We start from the raw sequence: 19,232 nt of genomic DNA on the forward strand, positions 1-19,232 counted from the left end.
CATTTTCCTTCTTGAATGTCTTACACCACTGCAAGTTCACCCCGGCGGGCTTTCCGCTGATAAACCAGCACGGTCAGGATAATCGGCACCACGATCGCCACCAGCATGGCCAGTGCGTAAATACTCCAGAACTGCGGTTTGATGGACAAAATACCCGGTAAGCCGCCGACGCCGATGCCGTTGGCCGTGACGTGGAACAGGCCGCAAATCAGGCCGGCACCGGCCGAGCCAATCATTGCGCACAGCATCGGGAAGCGGTATTTCAGGTTGATGCCGTACATCGCCGGTTCGGTTACGCCGAGGAACGCGGATATCGCTGCGGGCACGGAGATCTCGCGCTCATTATGTTTGCGGCTGACGATAATCACGCCGACGACCGCAGCGGCTTGCGCAATATTGGACAGGGCGATCAGCGGCCACACCGGGGTTCCGCCGGTGCTTTGCACCATCTGCATGTCGATGGCAAGGGTGGTCTGATGCACGCCGGTGATGACCAGTGGCGCATAGAGGAAACCAAACAGCGCGGCACCGATGGGTGCGAGGCTGCCGGTCATGATGAATTTCACCGCGAAAGCCACGCCGTCGCCCACCATGCGGCCAAACGGCCCGATCAGCGTGTGCGCCAGGAATACGGCAATAATCAGCGAGCTGACGGGCACAATCACCAGATACAGATAATTAGGCACGATGCGTTTCAGGCCATTTTCGATCATCGCCAGCGCCATACCGGCGAGAACGGAAGGAATGACCTGCGCCTGATAACCGACCTTTTCGATGGTGAACCAGCCGAAATTCCACACTTCAGGGATTTGCTGCCCGAGGTTGTAGGAGTTCATCAGTTGCGGCGATACCAGCGTTATGCCAAGCACAATCCCGAGGATTTCGGTGCCGCCCATTTTTCTGACCGTCGACCAGCACACCGCCACCGGCAGGAACATAAACACGGCTTCGCCAAGCAGCCAGAGGAAGTCGTAAATGGATTGCCACAGCGGGTGCATCTGCGCCAGCGTCTGGCCGCCGCTCATCGGAATTTCGCCGATAACATTGCGGAAACCGAGAATTAAACCGCCGCTGATCAGCGCCGGTAACAGCGGGAAAAAGATTTCCGCAAAGTGAGAAATGCTGCGCTCAAACCAGCTCATATTCTGGCGGGCGGCAACTTTTGCCTGTTCTTTTCCGGCCGCACTTTTACCGGTGCTGGCGATCAGAACTTTGTAGTAATCATCCACTTCCGGCCCGATAACCACCTGGAACTGACCGGCGTTGGTGAAGCAGCCTTTGACCATCGGCAGGGCTTCGAGACCTTTTGGGTCGGCTTTGGACGGGTCATTGAGGACAAAACGAAGACGCGTAATGCAGTGAGTCACCATCGCGATATTGTCGCTGCCGCCAACGAGGGCGATCAGCTGATCAACATCCTGTTGCTTAACTTTGCTCATGAGAAGTGGCCTGTGATTTTGCGTAAGAGTGTAGGGTACGGTTCAAGCATAGCGAAGGCAGTGGGAACTTGTCCGGGAACGTTCCCGGTTTTGCCGGGACGATCACAAAGTTTTTACTTTTTAGAAAGGCAAAGGTCAGAAAGGCGGGGGATTCAGAAAGCAAGCTTTCCGGGGATAATCAGCTGCCGCACCGTGGTGGAACCGCTGAGCTGCGCCAGTAATTGTTTGGCCGCTGCTTCGCCGCCCGCGCCATAGCCGAGTTCTACTGAATACGATTCCGGGAACAGGAAATGCAGCAGCGGGTTGTTGCCGATACCGCATACCTGCACGCCACGGATTTGCTGTTGTTGCAGGTATTTTTGTGCGCCGATGGCAATGGTGTCGGACGCGCAGACGACGGCCTGAATATTATTTTTCAGCAACTGCGGGATCAGGTCGAAGCCGCTCTGATAGGTCAGTTCGCCCAGCGCAATGTGCGGTGTCAGGCCATGCTCTTTACAAAAAGTCCGAAAGGCCGCGCTGCGGCGCTGGCCGGTGGTGGTGTCCTGCGGCGAAACACCGATAAAGCCAATCTCCCGTATGTTCTGCGCCAGCAGTTTTTGCATCAGCAACTGCACCGCACCCGCATCGTCATAACACACCGAAGATAGCCCCGGCATATCGCGTGCCAGCACCACCATTTTATCCTGCCAGGGCGTCAGCATTTGGGCTGAAAGTCCGGTGAAACCAAACAGCACAATGCCATCGATATTGCGCTGTTTCAGCACCTGCAAATGCTCTTTCACGCGCTCTGCGCTGAACTGACTTTCCAGCACAATCGGGTCATACCCTTGCTGATAAAACAGCGGCAACATGGCGCGTACGGCCAGATTTTCCGAAGGAGAGTCGAGACGCGACACGATAATCGCCACAATTTTGTCGCTGAACCCGCGCATGGCCCGCGCCGATTTCGACGGACTGAAATGCTGTTGTTCGATCACCTGCAACACCCGTTCGCGGGTTTGCGGGCTGACGTTGCCTTCGTTATTCAAAACGCGGGAAACCGTGGATTTTCCGACACCGCTCAGGCGGGCAATATCATTAATGGTCAGGCGATTTTGCTGGGTCATGTTTTAAGGTGAATGAGGGTCAGGTTTAAAATTGGTTGTAGTTAACCGGCGTATACTGCGCTCGCCGGAGATGATGTACGCGTCATCCCGTGCCGTTACCCTAACGGATTTTTATACCCGATGCGTATGAATTTCCAAACCGTTCCTTACCGGAGGTGAAAACCCATGGAACCCGACCCCAATTCTGTAGGTCCGTTGTGATCCGGTAAGCACCCGCATTTTTGCTGCTGCTTGCCGTGACTTTACCTGGCAGGCAGTGGCGCACGTCTTTTCGTTCGCCCTGTTTTTAACAACCCTTTTGCCATGCTCATGGCGGCTTCGCTGTGGGCGCAACAAAGGTGCGAATGATGTTCAAAAATTTCACTTCCCGGCTGCTCAGTGCGCTCAGCCGTAATTTACCGCGCCGCTTAGTCCGCCGCGATCCGATGCTGGAAAACGTATCTGCCCGTGCAGTGCAGGCCATCCCTGCCGCTATGTCGGCGCATTGTCAGGCCTGTGCCCGCGCCACCGAAGACCAGCTTTACCTGCAATTTGCCAGTCATCCGGAAGGGCTGACTGCGCAGGAAGCCGATGCAATTCGCGAAGTTTCCGGCCTGAATCAGACCGGCGATCAGCAACCGGCACCCTGGTGGCTGCATCTGTGGCACTGCTACCGCAATCCGTTCAATCTGCTGCTGACCGTGCTCGGGCTGGTGTCTTACGCCACCGACGATTTAACGGCAGCGCTGGTGATTGGCGCGATGGTGTTTATTTCTACTTTCATGCATTTCATTCAGGAGGCGCGTTCCAATAAAGCCGCCGATGCGCTGAAAGCGATGGTCAGCAACACCGCGACCGTGCTGCGCAGTGACGCGCAAACCGGACGCAGCGAAACAGTGGAAATCCCGATCAGCCAACTGGTGCCGGGTGACCTGATCAAATTGTCAGCGGGCGATATGATCCCGGCAGACCTGCGCATTCTTTCGGCCAAGGACTTGTTTATCAGCCAGGCGGCGCTGACCGGTGAATCCCTGCCGGTGGAAAAACACGCCTGCGAGAAAAAACCGGTTGCGGCTGATCCGCTTGAACTGAACACCCTGTGTTTTATGGGCACCAACGTGGTGAGCGGCACGGCGATTGCGATGGTGATCGCCACCGGCAGCAAAACCTGGTTCGGTCAGCTTGCCGAACGTGTGGTACAGGAAGATACACAGCCAAACGCGTTCCAGGCCGGGATCAGCAAAGTCAGCTGGCTGCTGATCCGCTTTATGATGGTAATGACACCTGTGGTGCTGGTGATCAACGGTTACACCAAAGGCGACTGGTGGGAAGCCGCACTGTTTGCGCTCTCCGTGGCGGTCGGGTTGACGCCGGAAATGCTGCCGATGATTGTGACTTCCACGCTGGCCAAAGGCGCGGTAAAACTCTCCCGCCAGAAGGTGATCGTCAAACGTCTGGATGCGATACAGAACTTCGGCGCAATGGATATCCTCTGCACGGATAAAACCGGCACGCTGACGCAGGATAAAATCGTGCTCGAGCGCCACACTGATGTGCTGGGCGTGACCAGTGATGAGGTGCTGCATCTGGCGTGGCTGAACAGCCATTATCAAACCGGCCTGAAAAACCTGCTGGATGTTGCGGTGCTGGAAGCAGGCGATGCCGGTCCGGCGCATAACTCGCTGAAAGTGGATGAAATTCCGTTTGATTTCGACCGTCGCCGTATGTCTGTCGTCGTCGCCGAAAACGACCAGAATCACCGCCTGATTTGCAAAGGCGCGCTGGAAGAAATGCTGTCGATTTGTACGCTGGTGCAGCTCAACGGTGAGATTGTGCCGCTGACCGATGTGCTGCTCGGGCGCATTCGCCGCATTACTGACGATCTCAATCAGCAGGGGCTGCGCGTGGTAGCCGTGGCGCATAAAGTGATGCCATCGCGCACGCAGGGCTACGGCGTGACCGATGAATCCAGCCTGATCCTGGCCGGGTATATCGCATTCCTCGATCCGCCAAAAGAAAGCACCGCACCGGCGCTGGATGCACTGCAACGCAAAGGCGTGACGGTGAAAATCCTCACCGGCGACAATCCGCTGGTGGCGCGTAAAGTCTGCAAAGATGTCGGATTACAGGCCGATAACGTCGTGATCGGCAGCGATATCGATGCGCTTGACGATGTGCAACTGCTGAACGTCGCCCGCGAAACCACGGTATTTGCCAAACTGACACCGATGCACAAAGAACGCATTGTGCGCGTACTGCGCGGCGAAGGGCATGTGGTTGGATTTATGGGCGACGGCATCAACGACGCGCCTGCGCTGCGTGCGGCGGACATTGGGATTTCCGTGGATTCTGCGGTGGATATCGCCAAAGAAGCGGCCGATATTATTCTGCTGGAAAAAAGCCTGATGGTGCTGGAGCAGGGCGTGACGGAAGGGCGCAGAACTTTCGCCAACATGCTGAAATACATCAAAATGACTGCCAGTTCCAACTTTGGTAACGTGTTCAGCGTGCTGGTCGCCAGCGCCTTTTTGCCGTTCCTGCCAATGTTGCCGCTGCATCTGCTGATTCAGAACCTGATTTACGATGTGTCTCAGGTGGCGATCCCGTTTGATAACGTGGATGAAGAGCAACTGGCGAAACCGCAGCGCTGGAACGCCGGGGATATTGGCCGCTTTATGGTGTTCTTCGGACCGATCAGTTCCGTCTTCGACATTCTGACTTTCAGCCTGATGTGGTGGGTGTTTAAAGCCAATACGGTGGAGGCGCAGACGTTGTTCCAGTCCGGCTGGTTCATTGAAGGGCTGCTGTCGCAGACGCTGATTGTGCACATGATCCGCACCCGCAAAGTGCCGTTTATTCAGAGCCGCGCGTCCTGGCCGCTGTGCATCATGACGCTGATGGTGGTGATCACCGGTATTTCACTGATCTACTCGCCGGTTGCCGGATTCCTGCAATTGCAGGCATTGCCGCTGAGCTACTTCCCGTGGCTGATCGCGATTCTGGCGGGCTACATGGTGCTGACGCAGTGCGTGAAAGGCTGGTTCGTGCGCCGTTACGGCTGGCAGTAATCTTTAAAATTCTATCCTGAATGCTAAAAAGCGCGACCGGTGAAGCGGCCGTGCTTTGCATTAATCAGTTCGAAATATTACGACTGTGCGTTGTTCTTGCGATCGTTACGACGGTTCACCCAGGTGTTAATCAGCAAGGTGATGATCAGAATCGACGCAATCACGCCCAGCGAAATACCGACCGGAATGTGGAACACGTCGAGCAGCAGCATTTTGATACCGATGAAAATCAGGATCACCGCCAGACCGTATTTCAGCATCGAGAAACGTTCTGCCACGCCCGCCAGCAGGAAGTACATCGCGCGCAGGCCGAGGATCGCAAACAGGTTAGAGGTCAGGACGATGAACGGGTCGGTGGTTACCGCAAAGATAGCCGGAATACTGTCGACCGCGAAAATCACGTCGCTCAGTTCCACCATAATCAGCACCAGCAACAACGGAGTAGCGAACAAAATACCGTTACGGCGCACAAAGAACTTCTCACCCTGCAACTCATCGGTCATGCGCATTTTGCTGCGCAGCCAGCGGATCATCGGCTTCTCGCCAACCTCACCGTCTTCTTCTTTCGCCAGCGCCATCTTGATACCGGTGAACAGCAGGAAGGCGCCGAACACGTACAAAATCCAGCTAAATTGCCCCACCAGCCAGCTACCGGCGAAAATCATGCCGGTACGCAGGACGATGGCGCCGAGCACGCCGTAGACCAGTACGCGGCGTTGCAGGCTGGCAGGAATAGAGAAGTAACTGAACAGGATCAGCCAGACGAAGACGTTATCCACCGCCAGCGCTTTTTCCAGCAGATAGCCGGTCAGGAACATGGTGGCCTTGGCGTCGGCCACTTCACGGCCAAACTCGCCGTTGAGATACCACCAGAAGCCGAAGTTGAACAGCAACGACAGGCCTATCCACACCAGCGACCACATCGCGGCACTTTTCATACTCATGGTTTGCGCGCCTTTTCGACCCTGCAACAGCAGGTCGAACGCGAGCATAATTATCACTACCACGGCAAAGGAGCCCCACAACATCGGGTTGCCTACGGAGTTCATCATTGCGATATCCTCGAAAAAACATCAAAAAAAAAACGGCCAGCGTCGGAAGACGTTAGCCGCTCATTTTTTGAGCTGTGAGCAAACCTCGCCTTCCGGCAAGGTCTCACTTACAAAGATAAGTATTCATCTTGTGAATGCTTATCTTTGCCCCGGTAACCGGGTGGCTGAGACGGCGCTGCATGAGCGCGGGTCCAGACACCGTAATGACGATTATCCGACGAAGAAGTTACTCCCCTTTGCAGTTCGCAAATTAATGCAAAATGTGTCCGATGTCAAACATTCAGAAACATTATGGAGCATTAACCCGCCAGTGCCTGACGTTTGCCGAGTGCGCCGACGAAGGCCAGCAGCAGGCTACGGCTGAGGGGTGTTTCGCTAAGTTGCTGAGCCTGATGCGCAAAATCTATCGTATCGTCTTCGGCGATAGAGCCCAGCCATGACAGATATGTTTTCATTACCGCCAGACTGAATTCCGGATGGAACTGCGTGCTGATGGCATTCGGGCCGTAGCGCAGGATCTGATGCGGATCGTGCCGCGTTTTCGCCAGCACCGTCGCTGTCGCAGGCGGCGTAATGACGGTTTGCAGGTGGATCAGATTGGCCGCGAACTGTGCGGGAAGCTGCGACACCAGCGGATCAAGATGCCCGTCCGGCGTCAGCGTCACCTCGTGCGTACCGACTTCAATGCCTTGCGGATGGTAATCCACCTCGCCACCCAGCGCGTATGCCATCAGCTGATGACCGTAGCAGGCACCAAACATGGGTAATTCCTGCAACATGCCCAGCCGCACCCAGTCCGCCGCTTCTTCGCTCCACGCCAGATGCTCGGTGACCATGCTGCGCGAACCGGTAATTATCGCACCGCAATAGTTTTCCGGCGGCAGCGGGCGTTCACCCGCCTGCAAATCCACAATCACCACCTGCTGCGCGTCGATATCGCCCTGACGGATAAACATCTGCGGAAAGTTATCGTGCGCACGGCGGATAGGTTCCGGCGCGTGGCCGGTCTGTAAAATCAACAGCGATTTCTGGCTGGGTGCAATCATCTGTTACTCCCGATTTTTACTTAATATTAAGGCTGGTTATCGGCCGGGAATACCACGCCGGTCTGACGACGGATTTCCGTCAGCACTTTGGCCGTGATACGCGAGACTTCCAGCCCGGGGTGCGCGACAAACTGGCTGTCGACCAGAATCGCAAAAGTTTCTGCTTCATACAGCATGGTGTTGATGTGCTGGGGCTGCGTCAGATCCAGCTTCTGGCTGCCGCGTGGCGTCAGGCTGAGCGTCTGGCATTCAGACAGCTTTTCCATCTGCAAGGTGCCGTCTTCGCCCTGGATCTCACTGGGTAACAGGGAGTCGCTGATTTTGGAATGGTTGATAACCACTTCGAAATCATCCGCATAAGACAAGATCACCGTGCCCTGACCGTCAACGCCGCTTTCCAGCAGGGTTGCCGTGGCTTTCACCGATTCCGGTTCGCCAAACAACGAAATAGCACTCGCCAGACAGTAATAACCGATATCCATGATCGAGCCATTGGAAAACGCCGGGTTAAAGGTATTCGGGTTTTCACCGGCCAGATAGCGCGGATAACGTGAGGAATACTGGCAGTAATTCAGAATGGCCTTACGCAGTTTACCGATGCGGTTCAGCGCGCCTTTCATGTGCAGGAAGTTGGGCAGATACGCGGTTTTAAACGCCTCGAACAGCACCACGTTGTTTTCTTTTGCGCAGGCGATCAGGCTTTCCGCTTCACGCAGATTGGAAGCCAGCGGCTTTTCGCAAATCACGTGCTTTTTATTGCTGAGGAACAACAGCGACTGCGGGTAATGCAGGGAGTTCGGGCTGGCAATATAGACCGCATCAATCAGATCAGAGGCGGCCATTGCTTCAAGGGAATCAAAGTAATGTTCAACCGGATAATCCTCGCCGAGCTTTTTAGCGCCTTCCAGCGTGCGGGAATAAATCGCGGTCAGCTTCATTTTACCGCTCTCGTGGGCGGCATCAATAAAACGCTGGGTGATCCAGTTGGTGCCCACAACGCCAATACGAATCATGAGAAATCCCTATAGTTAATTATTATTGATACAACTTACCGAATATTTCCAGATGCGTCAGATACATGCGCGTGTCGAATTCTAACTGATGATAGTCGGGCGTCATATGACAGCACAGGCTGTAGAATGCTTTGTTGTGTTCTTTTTCTTTCAGGTGCGCGAGTTCATGCACCACGATCATTTTCAGAAACGCTTCCGGCGCGCTTTTAAACACCGTTGCCACGCGGATTTCCGCTTTGGCTTTCAGCTTGCCGCCCTGAATACGGGATATTGCCGTATGCAGCCCCAGCGCGTGCTTCATCACGTGGATTTTATTGTCGTAAGCCACTTTGCTTAACGGCGATGAACTGCGCAAAAACTGATTTTTCAGGTCCAGCGTATACTGATAGAGCGATTTGTCAGTGGTCAGCTCGTGCGGTTCGGGATATCGCGTCAGCAAGACTTTACCTAAACGTTCCTGGTCGATTAACTGACGCACCTGAGCCTGAAGCGACTCCGGATAGCCTTGCAGATAGGTCAATTCAGGCATAACTGTTTGCTTTATCTCTTATTGCCGGGGAAAAGATGCCGAAACGGGGTGCGGGGTTTTTACCACGATCGCGTCGATCCGGCAGATAAACCCCTTTTTAACTGAAAAAACGTTTTACTGATAGACCAAATTAAGGGATAAACAGCGCAAATTGAATATGAGGAGGGCCAATGAGCCAATTTGAAACCGAAACCGGTGGTCAGTTATTGCAACTGCGTCTGGAACGTTATCCGCTGGAAGAAGCGGCAACGCAGTTACAGGCATGGGAAGCGGCCGATGAATATCTGCTGCAAAACCTGAACACCGACGCGCTCAACGGCCGTCCGCTGCTGATTTTCAACGATGCTTTCGGCACGCTGGCCTGCTCCTTGCAGCCGCACAACCCGACCAGCGTCAACGACTCCTTCATGAGTCAGCTGGCGATGCGCCACAACCTGCGCCTTAACGGTTTTGACGAAGACAGCGTGGCGGCGCAAAGCAGCCTGGTGCCGTTGCCGATCAATCCGGGTCTGGTGATCATCAAAGTGCCAAAAACGCTGGCGCTGCTGGAACAACAACTGCTGGCGCTGCGTGAAGTGGTGACGCCGGACACGCAGATTATCGCCGGCGCGAAAGCCCGTGATATTCACACGTCAACGTTGCAACTGTTCGAGAAAATCCTCGGACCGACCAAAACCAGTCTGGCGTGGAAAAAAGCCCGTCTGATCCATTGTGAAGCCACCTTGCCTGCGCAAACCGCAGAGCCGGTGATTTCTGAGTGGGCGCTGGATGACAGTGAATTCCGTATTTCCAACCACGCGAACGTGTTCTCACGCGGCGGTCTGGATGTCGGCGCTCGCTTTTTCATGCAACATCTGCCGGAAGGCATTGAAGGGCGCATGGCGGATCTGGGCTGTGGTAACGGTGTGATCGGCATGACCGCACTGGCGCTGAACCCGGATGCGGAAATGCTGTTCGTCGATGAATCTTATATGGCGGTAGAATCGAGCCGTATTAACGTCGAAAACAATTTGCCGCAGGATGTCAGCCGCTGTCATTTCGAAGTGAACAACATGCTGGCCGGTGTCGAGCGCGAAACACTGCAGGCCGTGCTGTGTAACCCGCCGTTCCATCAGGGCACGGTCATCAGCGATGACACCGCGTGGCGCATGTTCTGCGATGCCAAACGCTGCCTGCAAACCGGCGGCGAGCTGCGTATCGTCGCAACCGTCATCTGGATTACTACCAGAAGCTGCGTCGCCTGTTCGGCAACTGCACGACGATCGCCACCAATCAGAAATTCGTGATTTTACGTGCCGTGAAAACAGCTGCACATCATTGATAGCTGAATTAGTCTGAAGTGCTGAAATGAAAAAGCCGCTTATCGCGGCTTTTTTTTCGTCTGTCGGTTTCTGAAATAGTTTTCTAAATTTTCAGCGCCAGCCGCGTGCCCTGATCGATAGCGCGGCGGGCGTCGAGTTCGACGGCCACGTCTGCGCCGCCAATCAGATGTACGGTTTGACCGGCCGCCTGTAACGGCTGATACAGCGCGCGCTGCGGTTCCTGTCCGGCGCAGATAATCACGTTATCCACTTCCAGACATACCGGTTCACCGTTCATTATCAGGTGCAGCCCCGCGTCGTCGATGCGTTCATAGCTGACACCACTTTGCATTTTCACGCCACGCTGCAACAGGCTGGTGCGGTGGATCCAGCCAGTGGTTTTCCCCAATCCTGCGCCGACTTTGGTGGTTTTGCGTTGCAGCAGAACGATATCCCGCGCGGCAGGTTCGGGCTGTGGCCCAAGTGGTGCCAGACCGCCACGGTGCGTCAGGCTCTGGTCGATCCCCCATTCGTGGCTGAAAGCCTGAGTGCTGAGGCTCGATGACGGGCCGGTGTGGATCAGGTATTCGGCGGTATCAAAACCAATGCCGCCCGCGCCAATAATGGCGACGCGCTGTCCGACCGGTTTTTTATCCCGCAGTACGTCGAGATAGGTCAGCACGCTCGGATGATCAATGCCCGCAATATCCGGCAGGCGCGGTGAAATACCGCAGGCGAGGATCACTTCGTCATAACCCGTTAACTGGCTGGCGCTGACGGTTTCGCCCAGGCGCAGCGTTACGCCCAGTAATGTCAGCTGGCGCGAGTAGTAACGCAGCGTCTGATAAAACTCTTCTTTGCCGGGGATCTGTTTGGCGACATTAAATTGCCCGCCGATTTCATTGTGTGCATCAAATAATGTGACGCGATGCCCGCGGCTGGCGGCGGTAGTGGCAAACGCCAGCCCGGCTGGCCCCGAGCCGACAACGGCCAGATGTTTGGTGATTTCCGCACGGGTAACCGGTAACTGTGTTTCACGGCAGGCGCGCGGATTGACCAGACAGGAAGTGACTTCACCGGCGAATATCTGATCCAGACAGGCCTGATTACAGCCGATGCAGGTGTTGATTTCATCAGCACGTCCCTGCGCGGCTTTTTCGACAAACGCAGGATCGGCAAGAAACGGGCGCGCCATTGACACCATATCCGCACAACCTTCGGCGAGAATTTTCTCCGCCACGTCAGGGTCGTTAATGCGGTTGGTGGTAATCAGCGGAATGCCCACTTTGCCCATCAGTTTTTGCGTCACCCAGATGAACGCCGCGCGGGGCACCATGGTGGCTATGGTCGGAATGCGCGCTTCATGCCAGCCAATACCGGTGTTGATAATGCTCGCGCCTGCCTGTTCGATGCGCTGCGCCAGCATTTCGACTTCATTCCAGTCCGAGCCTTCTTCGACCAGATCCAGCATGGATAAGCGATAAATGATGATGAATTCCCGGCCACAGGTTTCGCGCACGCGGCGCACGGCTTCGGTGGCAAACCGCATGCGGTTATCGGCAGAACCACCCCAGTTGTCCGTGCGCTGATTGGTGCGCGCGGTGAGGAACTGGTTTATCAGATAGCCTTCGGAGCCCATGATTTCCACGCCGTCATAACCCGACTCTTTGGCAAGCTGCGCGCAGCGGGCGAAATCCGCCAGTGTGGAGTCGATTTCTGCCTCGCTGAGGGCGTGAGGTGTAAAGCGGTTGATCGGCGCCTGAAGCGCTGAAGGCGCGACGGGGTGGGGCTGATAACTGTAACGACCGGCGTGAAGGATCTGCAGGGCAATTTTGCCGCCAGCGGCATGCACCGCGTCAGTCACCACGCGGTGATGCGTGATGTGTTCCTGTTCAGCGAGAATTGAACCGCCCTGATAAACCACGCCCTGCGTGTTAGGGGAAATGCCGCCGGTGACAATCAGCCCGACGCCTGCGGCGGCACGTTCTGCATAAAAGGCCGCCAGACGTTCCGGCCCGTCCTCCCGTTCTTCCAGCCCGGTGTGCATGGAACCCATCAGCACGCGATTTTTCAGTTGGGTAAAACCTAAATCCAGCGGCGCCAGCAGGTGCGGATAAAAAAGCGAAGCGCGTTCAGTCATGGAATTCTCTTAAGTGGTCGGAGGAGATGAATTCAATTTAGCTGCTGGCAGAACAATTGGAAAGTCAGTGTGTAATGACTGTGATATGTATCACTCTGAGGAATTCGCTGAGCGTTAATTAACTATTACGCTTCTTATTACTCGCGGTTTATTAATTGGCAGAGGTGACTTTTGTCGCCGGAAAACAGCACAAGATAGCAGATGAAATACCTATTTCTTTGTTTTTACACACAATGGTCTTATTGCAGGTTGTTTATTTTTAACATTTTTTTCAGAGATTGTGGTCGTTAGGATTATTTTTAGAAAACCATATCGAATCGATTCAGTTCGGGTTAGAGCTGGACTAGGCTGGGGTTGCTTCACCCTAAAAATTCAATTCTAACCTGGATATATACTATGAATCTTATTGACCATACAGCCTGCCGCCCGTTCACCGAAGCCGGGCATTTGTCCCAGATTGCAGCCTATTATGAAGAGGGTCGTAACGTCATGTGGATGATGCTCAGGTCTTATCCACGTCCCTGTTTTAATCAGGAGCTTATCGAAGACATTATGACGCTGATGTATGCCGCGAAGGCATCCGGTCTGCGTTTTGATTTTTGGGTCACCGGTTCTTTGGTGCCCAATATGTATAATGTCGGCGGTGATCTGAGCTTCTTTGTTGATTCCATCGTCAATAATAAACGCGAAGCGTTACGTGCTTACGCCAGAGCCTGCGTGGATTGCGTTCACGCTGCCGCGCGTGGTTTTGACGTAGGCGCGATCAGTTTATCGATGATAGAAGGCACGGCACTGGGCGGCGGCTTTGAAGCCGCACTGGCACACCATTACGTGCTGGCGCAGAACACCGCCCGGATGGGGTTCCCTGAAATCGCATTTAACCTTTTCCCGGGAATGGGCGGTTATTCGCTGGTATCACGCAAAGCGGGGATGAAGCTGGCGGAGGAACTGATTTCCACCGGGGAGTCGCATACCGCCGAATGGTTTGAAAGCCGCGGGCTGGTGGACGTGTTATTCCAGCCGGGGGAAGCATTCACCGCCACGCGAACGTTCATGGATGTTTTGCGACCAAAGCTCAACGGCATCCGGGCGATGATCCGCGCACGTCAGCGTGTGCTGCAATTATCACGTTCAGAACTGATGGATATTACGGAGGATTGGGTGGATGCAGCGTTTACGCTGGAGGAGAAAGACCTGAGTTATATGGAGCGTCTGGTCATGCTGCAAAACCGGCATACGGCGTCATTGCGTAAAACCGGCTAGCAGCAGGCAGAAGCAGCCCGTCACTGGCGCTATTTCTGTTTTGCTTTATGTTTAAAAACATTGGGTGAAGCAATCATTTTTTCCTCAAGCCAGTGCTCCAGTTCATTTGCTGGCATTGGCTTGGCATATAAAAATCCCTGTTTGCTGTCCACACCGATTTCGTCAATCAGCTTCTCTTCTTCCGCCGTTTCCACACCTTCCGCGACCACTGTCAGTTGCAGCGTTTTGGCCACCGCCACAATCGCCCGTACCAGCGCCTGAGACACCGGATTGTCATTGATTCCACGAATAAAGCTTTGATCCAGCTTGATGCAGTCGAGGGGGATTCTCGCCAGTTGTGACAGCGAAGAATAACCGGTGCCGAAATCATCCAGATGTACCTGTGCGCCCAGTTTATGCAACTGGTTAATCATGGTGATCGCTGCACCTTCGTCTTCCACCAGGCAACTTTCTGTCAGTTCGAAATCCAGCAGGCAGCCTTTCATGCCGGCATTTTTCATGGCATCCGACAGCGTCGTGATGAATGCACTATTGTTAAGCTGTCTGCCGGAGAGGTTTACCGCCACCCGCAAATTCAGCCCTTTTTTCTGCCATTCCGTCGCCTGACGGGTGGCGGTTTCGATCACCCATTTACCGACTGGCGTGATGAGACCGGATTCTTCGGCATAGGGAATAAAGCTCTGAGGTTGGATCAGACCGCGTTCCGGCGAATTCCAGCGCAGCAGTGCCTCCACGCTTTGCACGGTACCGTAAAGCGATACTTTCGGCTGATAGTGTAAGACCAGCTGATCTTTCTCAGACAAGGCTTTGCGTAAATGTGTATCTAACCACATGTATTCAGAGGCTTTCTCATTCATCTCTGGTGAGAAAACACAGTGTACATTTTTGCCCTTTTCCTTGGCTGCATACATGGCAGTATCGGCGTTTTGCAACAGTATATCGCCGTCGGTACCGTGTTCCGGGCAAATCGCGATACCTGCTGAACAGCCGGTATACACTTCAATCAGCCCGATGCGGAATGGCAAACTGAGCCTGCGCAAAACGCGCTGACTCAGCGCTTCCAGCGCTTTTATTTCAGCATTCGTGCTGAGAATAATGAATTCATCCCCGCCGAGCCGCGCCAGTTTATCGTTGGGCGACAGGCAATCCTGAATGGCATCAGACACCGCGCGCAGCAGGTGATCACCAAACATATGTCCGTAGGCGTCGTTAACTTTTTTGAAGTTATCCAGATCCAGATAAATCAGCCCGACGTTGTTTTCACCACGCTCGATAAGTGCTCGGGCAAGGGACTCCTGCAAGGCATTACGGTTAGCGAAACCGGTGACCAGATCAGTATTTGCCAGCACGCGCAAACGCTCCTGCGCCTTGCGTTCGTCAGTGATGTCAGAGCCGGAGCAAATCAGATATTTTTGCTGTTTGCCGCTGCCGCTGTGGACGAATTTATTGCGAAACAGGAACAGGCGCTGGCCTTTGACGGTGTTGATCCAGCGTTCCACTTCATAAGATTGCTGATGCTGGAAAAAACCATTGATATTCTGACGTGAGGCCAGGCCTTCTTCCATCGACATAAAAAGGTCATAGGCGCTGCGTCCGATAACATCTTCTTCGCGCAGGCCGGTATATTCCTCGCTCAGACGGTTAAAACGATGGATTTTGCCTTCCTGATCGATAATCACGATCACGGAGTTGGCTTCAGAAACCACCTGCTCAGCAAAGGTCAGACCGACTTCAAGGTCATGGGCGACAGACTCAGTGTCCTGATAGGCGGAGGCCGTACCGGCCCAGGCTTTACTGTCGATTTTTCGCCCGACAAGATACAAACGCGCAGGGGATCCGAATAGCGTGATATCCAGGGTAAAACTCGAGGTGATCCCGGTGAGTTGCCTTATTTTCCCTGCCTGCCACTGCGTCAGAGAGATAGCAATATTGACGACGCCTTTCTCTGCGGATAACTCCAGGGCATTGCTGTCTGAACCCAGTCGCCAATATGGGCGTGGTGTACCAAAGTGCAGGTACAGGAGGGAAGCATCTTGAGAGTCGACCATGAATGTTTCTCCGCAAAGAACGCTATACGCCGCCAGTGTGGCGACGGGCGACAGTCAGCACAGACGGAGCTTACTCTGTTCAGCACATTCGCCACGTTCCGTAAAAAAACGGACAAGGGCGGAATGGCGTAACACATTGAATTTAAGGTTAGCCACTGCCAGTTATATATCCAGTTACCGGACAGAAATTACTGCTCAGAACAGGCGGTCTCCGTTACCGGAATACCGCCTGAGAGAGAAGGTTTTTGATTCTCTTCCGGGCCTGATGTCAGGCCCGGAAAGTTATTTCAGCAGGAAACTGGTTTGTTTCACATCCTGAGAATCTAACCCCACGAATACATTGAACTTTCCAGGCTCTGAAGCCCATTTCAATTTATCGTTGTAGAAGCGTAAATCTTTTTCGGTGATCGTAAAGGTAACAACTTTCTCTTCGCCCGGCTGCAGGTTGATTTTCTCAAAATTCTTCAACTCTTTAACCGGACGACTGATCGATGCCGTGACATCCTGCAGGTACATCTGGACGATCGTCGCACCGCTGACTTTGCCGGTGTTTTTCACCGTCACGCTGGCGGTGAGCGGGTGTCCGGCATCCATCGTGGTGGATGACAAACTCACGTCAGACACACCGAAGCTGGTGTAGCTCAGGCCATAACCGAACGGGAACAGCGGGCCGTTGGTGATATCAAAATAACGGGTGGTGTATTTATCTGGATGCTGAGGATTAAACGGACGGCCGGTATTGAGCACGCTATTGTACAAAGGAATTTGCCCGACTGAGCGTGGGAAGGTCATCGGCAGTTTGCCTGATGGATTGTAGTCTCCAAACAGAACGTCGGCAATCGCATGTCCGCCTTCGGTGCCGCTGAACCAGGTTTCCAGCATGGCATCAGAAATTTCGTTTTCCCACGACAGGGTCAGCGGACGGCCATTCATTAACACGACAACCAGCGGTTTACCGGTGGCTTTCAATGCCTTGAGCAGGTCACGCTGGCTTTGCGGAATGTTAATTTCGGAACGGCTGGACGCTTCGTGCGCCATGCCTTGTGCTTCGCCGACTACGGCGACCACAACGTCAGCTTTTTCTGCTGTTTTCACCGCTTCGTCGATCATATCCTGCGGTTTGCGTGGATCGTTGATCACCTGTTTCTCGTAAGAGTTCAGGAAATCGACCAGAGCCTGATCGTTGGTGACGTTGGCACCGCGGGCATAGAGGATAGTGCCTTTATCACCGAGCACATCTTTCATCCCCTGCAACACAGTGACTGCCTGCGCTGCCTTACCGGCTGCCGACCAACTGCCCATCACATCACGCTTGCTGTCAGCCAGCGCGCCAACGACGGCAATCGTACCTTTTTTGTTTAACGGTAACGTTTGATTGTTATTTTTCAACAGCACCAGCGAGGTCCGTGCCACTTCGCGCGCCTCCTGGCGATGCAGACGGCTTTCGGCGTTGGTGTCAGCCGGATCGCTCGACTGCGGGCCTAAATGACGATATTCATCAACAAACAGCCCCATATCCCATTTCGCGGCCAGAACATCGCGAACGGCGCGGTCAATGTCTTTCTGGCTCACCATGCCGTCGGCAAGTAACCCTTTCAGGTACTTACCGTACATATTGTCAGCCATGTCCATATCGACACCGGCTTTCAGCGCCATCGCGGCCGCCTGACGATCGTCTTCGGCTACGCCATGTTTGACCAGCCCGCCAATGGCGCCGTGGTCGCTGACAGTCAGGCCCTTGAACTGCCAGTCATCGCGCAGAATATCTTTCAGCAGCCAGGTATTCGAGGTGGCAGGAATACCGTTAACGCTGTTCAGTGCCACCATCACACCGCCGGCACCCGCATCGACTGCCGCTTTATAAGGTGGCATGTAATCGTTGAACATGCGGGTCAGGCTCATGTCCACAGTGTTGTATTCGCGGCCGCCTTCGACAGCACCGTACAACGCATAGTGTTTGACGTTTGCCATGACGGCGTCAGGGGCAGACGGGTCTTTGCCCTGATAACCGGTAACCATTTCATGCGCGAGGCGCGAGGTCAGATAGGTATCTTCGCCGAAACCTTCAGAAACACGGCCCCAGCGCGGATCACGGGTGATATCGACCATCGGTGAGAACGTCATGTTCAGGCCATCAGCTGCCGTTTCCTGGGCTGAAATACGTGCGCTGGTCGCCACCGCCTGCATATCCCAGCTCGCCGCCAGACCGAGGCTGATAGGGAAAATCGTGCGCTGCCCATGCACCACGTCATAGGCATAAAACGGAGGAATTTTCAGGCGGCTGTACTGCACCTGATCCTGCATACGGCGGATATCGGGCTTAGTTACCGTGTTAAACACGCCACCGACTTTACCGGCGCGGATGTCAGCCATGATGGCTTCTTTTTGGTACTCAGGCCCCACAGTGACCAGATTCAGCTGACCGATTTTTTCATCAAGGGTCATTTTTTTCATCAAATCGGCAATGAACGCGTTGCGCTCTTTCACCTGATCCTGAGGAATGCCCGTTGTTTCAACGGCGAGAGAAGAAGCAGAACTTACCAGTAACACTAACGCGCCAAGCATGTGATGCGTATTCATCGGAATTCCTTCAACCATAAGCAGGGGAGCCAAATCAGAGAAAATTCAGCAGCCTGAAGCAAACAAAGCAATGATCATTCTAAGAAAAGTATAGAGTGAGAATCTAATACGTCCCTTCAACTATTAGCAATGAATAGTTTAGACGCCAGCACAATATCTTTTTACCTTTCGGTACATCCCGCAATTTACAGGTAATCAGAATGATAGATACAAAAAGACATTCGATGCGTCACGCAAATTTTTATATTTAGGATTACATGACATCCGGCTGAACAAATAATCATCAGAAGTAACACGGGGGGAAAGCGCGGGATAACAAAAAGGGCAGAACATGCGGTTCTGCCCTTTAATAATCTGGAATATCCGCTAAGGAAATCGGATTAATAGTAGTAAGACATATCGGTCGGGGTTTTGCTCATGACATCAAAGAAAACGTCTTTGGTGTTTGCCCAGAATTGCGCGACGGCAACGGCGTTGTAGCTCATGCCCATCAGGCTCATGACAAAGAAACAGGTCACGGTGAGGCCGATACCACTGCAAACGAATGCCATGGTATTGCGGCTGGACTGGCGACAAACAATATTAAGCTGACTGGTGCAGAACATCAAAAAAGCGCTCAGCAATTCCCAGCGCATCATTAAAATCCCGGCAGTTAATGTACCCAT

General features: G+C 53.9%; 12 protein-coding genes and 1 pseudogene. 3 read left to right on the top strand and 10 right to left on the bottom strand.

The genetic code is table 11. The features are described 5' to 3' along the window. Nucleotides 1–20: 20 nt before the first annotated feature. Both treB and treR read right to left on the bottom strand, forming a co-directional pair. Nucleotides 21–1,439: a PTS trehalose transporter subunit IIBC gene (gene treB / locus UC14_RS08550; protein WP_013573854.1), complete on the bottom strand. Its 1,419-nt coding sequence runs from the start codon at nt 1,437–1,439 to the stop codon at nt 21–23. Nucleotides 1,440–1,591: 152 nt separating this feature from the next. Continuing rightward, a complete protein-coding gene (gene treR / locus UC14_RS08555) occupies nt 1,592–2,548 on the bottom strand; it encodes a trehalose operon repressor TreR (protein WP_013573855.1) in 957 nt (318 codons plus the stop codon). Between the two features lie 344 nt (nt 2,549–2,892). On the opposite strand from treR, the gene mgtA reads away from it, so the two are divergent. Continuing rightward, nucleotides 2,893–5,595 carry a magnesium-translocating P-type ATPase gene (mgtA, locus tag UC14_RS08560; protein WP_112197549.1) on the top strand — a complete coding sequence of 901 codons (2,703 nt, stop codon included), beginning with the start codon at nt 2,893–2,895 and terminating at the stop codon, nt 5,593–5,595. 77 nt (nt 5,596–5,672) lie between these two features. Here the strand turns inward: mgtA and UC14_RS08565 are convergent, their stop codons facing one another. From UC14_RS08565 to UC14_RS08580, 4 genes are all read right to left on the bottom strand, one after another. Then, nucleotides 5,673–6,644 (bottom strand): TerC family protein, encoded by a 972-nt coding sequence (locus UC14_RS08565; RefSeq protein WP_014411579.1) that lies wholly within the window; start codon nt 6,642–6,644, stop codon nt 5,673–5,675. A gap of 302 nt (nt 6,645–6,946) precedes the next feature. Further along, a complete protein-coding gene (locus UC14_RS08570; protein ID WP_013573858.1) occupies nt 6,947–7,693 on the bottom strand; it encodes a glutamine amidotransferase in 747 nt (248 codons plus the stop codon). 26 nt (nt 7,694–7,719) lie between these two features. Further along, nucleotides 7,720–8,706, bottom strand: a complete 987-nt coding sequence (locus UC14_RS08575) for a Gfo/Idh/MocA family protein (protein ID WP_013573859.1) — start codon at nt 8,704–8,706, stop codon at nt 7,720–7,722. Nucleotides 8,707–8,728: 22 nt separating this feature from the next. Next, complete coding sequence (locus UC14_RS08580; protein ID WP_013573860.1) at nt 8,729–9,235, bottom strand: M48 family metallopeptidase; 507 nt, start codon at nt 9,233–9,235, stop codon at nt 8,729–8,731. 170 nt (nt 9,236–9,405) lie between these two features. Between UC14_RS08580 and rlmG the strand changes: the two are divergent. Further along, nucleotides 9,406–10,556, top strand: a pseudogene (gene rlmG, locus UC14_RS08585) (23S rRNA (guanine(1835)-N(2))-methyltransferase RlmG). A gap of 83 nt (nt 10,557–10,639) precedes the next feature. Here the strand turns inward: rlmG and UC14_RS08590 are convergent. Next, complete coding sequence (locus tag UC14_RS08590; protein ID WP_112197550.1) at nt 10,640–12,676, bottom strand: NADPH-dependent 2,4-dienoyl-CoA reductase; 2,037 nt, start codon at nt 12,674–12,676, stop codon at nt 10,640–10,642. Between the two features lie 396 nt (nt 12,677–13,072). On the opposite strand from UC14_RS08590, the gene UC14_RS08595 reads away from it, so the two are divergent. Then, nucleotides 13,073–13,939: a crotonase/enoyl-CoA hydratase family protein gene (locus UC14_RS08595; RefSeq protein ID WP_013573863.1), complete on the top strand. Its 867-nt coding sequence runs from the start codon at nt 13,073–13,075 to the stop codon at nt 13,937–13,939. Nucleotides 13,940–13,968: 29 nt separating this feature from the next. Here UC14_RS08595 and pdeR read toward each other — a convergent pair whose 3' ends face one another. The 3 genes from pdeR to UC14_RS08610 form a co-directional block, all read right to left on the bottom strand. Further along, on the bottom strand, nt 13,969–15,987 hold the full coding sequence (pdeR, locus tag UC14_RS08600) for a cyclic di-GMP phosphodiesterase (RefSeq protein ID WP_112197551.1): 2,019 nt from the start codon (nt 15,985–15,987) through the stop codon (nt 13,969–13,971). A gap of 282 nt (nt 15,988–16,269) precedes the next feature. Beyond that, entirely contained in the window at nt 16,270–18,567 is a 2,298-nt protein-coding gene (bglX, locus tag UC14_RS08605; RefSeq protein ID WP_112152060.1) for a beta-glucosidase BglX, read from the bottom strand. A 380-nt stretch (nt 18,568–18,947) separates the two neighbouring features. Continuing rightward, nucleotides 18,948–19,232, bottom strand: coding sequence for a YjcB family protein (locus UC14_RS08610; protein ID WP_013573866.1), 285 nt, complete (start codon nt 19,230–19,232; stop codon nt 18,948–18,950).

The organism is Rahnella sp. NRRL B-41462 (assembly GCF_003263525.1).
In the GTDB taxonomy this organism is placed as follows: Bacteria; Pseudomonadota; Gammaproteobacteria; order Enterobacterales; family Enterobacteriaceae; genus Rahnella; species Rahnella aceris.

Bases quoted from the DNA above. Each gene is read 5' to 3' on its own strand.
- treB (WP_013573854.1), bottom strand. From the start codon at position 1,439: ATGAGCAAAGTTAAGCAACAGGATGTTGATCAGCTGATCGCCCTCGTT.
- UC14_RS08580 (WP_013573860.1), bottom strand. From the start codon at position 9,235: ATGCCTGAATTGACCTATCTGCAAGGCTATCCGGAGTCGCTTCAGGCT.
- treR (WP_013573855.1), bottom strand. From the start codon at position 2,548: ATGACCCAGCAAAATCGCCTGACCATTAATGATATTGCCCGCCTGAGC.
- UC14_RS08570 (WP_013573858.1), bottom strand. From the start codon at position 7,693: ATGATTGCACCCAGCCAGAAATCGCTGTTGATTTTACAGACCGGCCAC.
- UC14_RS08575 (WP_013573859.1), bottom strand. From the start codon at position 8,706: ATGATTCGTATTGGCGTTGTGGGCACCAACTGGATCACCCAGCGTTTT.
- UC14_RS08565 (WP_014411579.1), bottom strand. From the start codon at position 6,644: ATGAACTCCGTAGGCAACCCGATGTTGTGGGGCTCCTTTGCCGTGGTA.
- UC14_RS08595 (WP_013573863.1), top strand. From the start codon at position 13,073: ATGAATCTTATTGACCATACAGCCTGCCGCCCGTTCACCGAAGCCGGG.
- UC14_RS08610 (WP_013573866.1), bottom strand. From the start codon at position 19,232: ATGGGTACATTAACTGCCGGGATTTTAATGATGCGCTGGGAATTGCTG.
- UC14_RS08590 (WP_112197550.1), bottom strand. From the start codon at position 12,676: ATGACTGAACGCGCTTCGCTTTTTTATCCGCACCTGCTGGCGCCGCTG.
- mgtA (WP_112197549.1), top strand. From the start codon at position 2,893: ATGATGTTCAAAAATTTCACTTCCCGGCTGCTCAGTGCGCTCAGCCGT.
- bglX (WP_112152060.1), bottom strand. From the start codon at position 18,567: ATGAATACGCATCACATGCTTGGCGCGTTAGTGTTACTGGTAAGTTCT.
- pdeR (WP_112197551.1), bottom strand. From the start codon at position 15,987: ATGGTCGACTCTCAAGATGCTTCCCTCCTGTACCTGCACTTTGGTACA.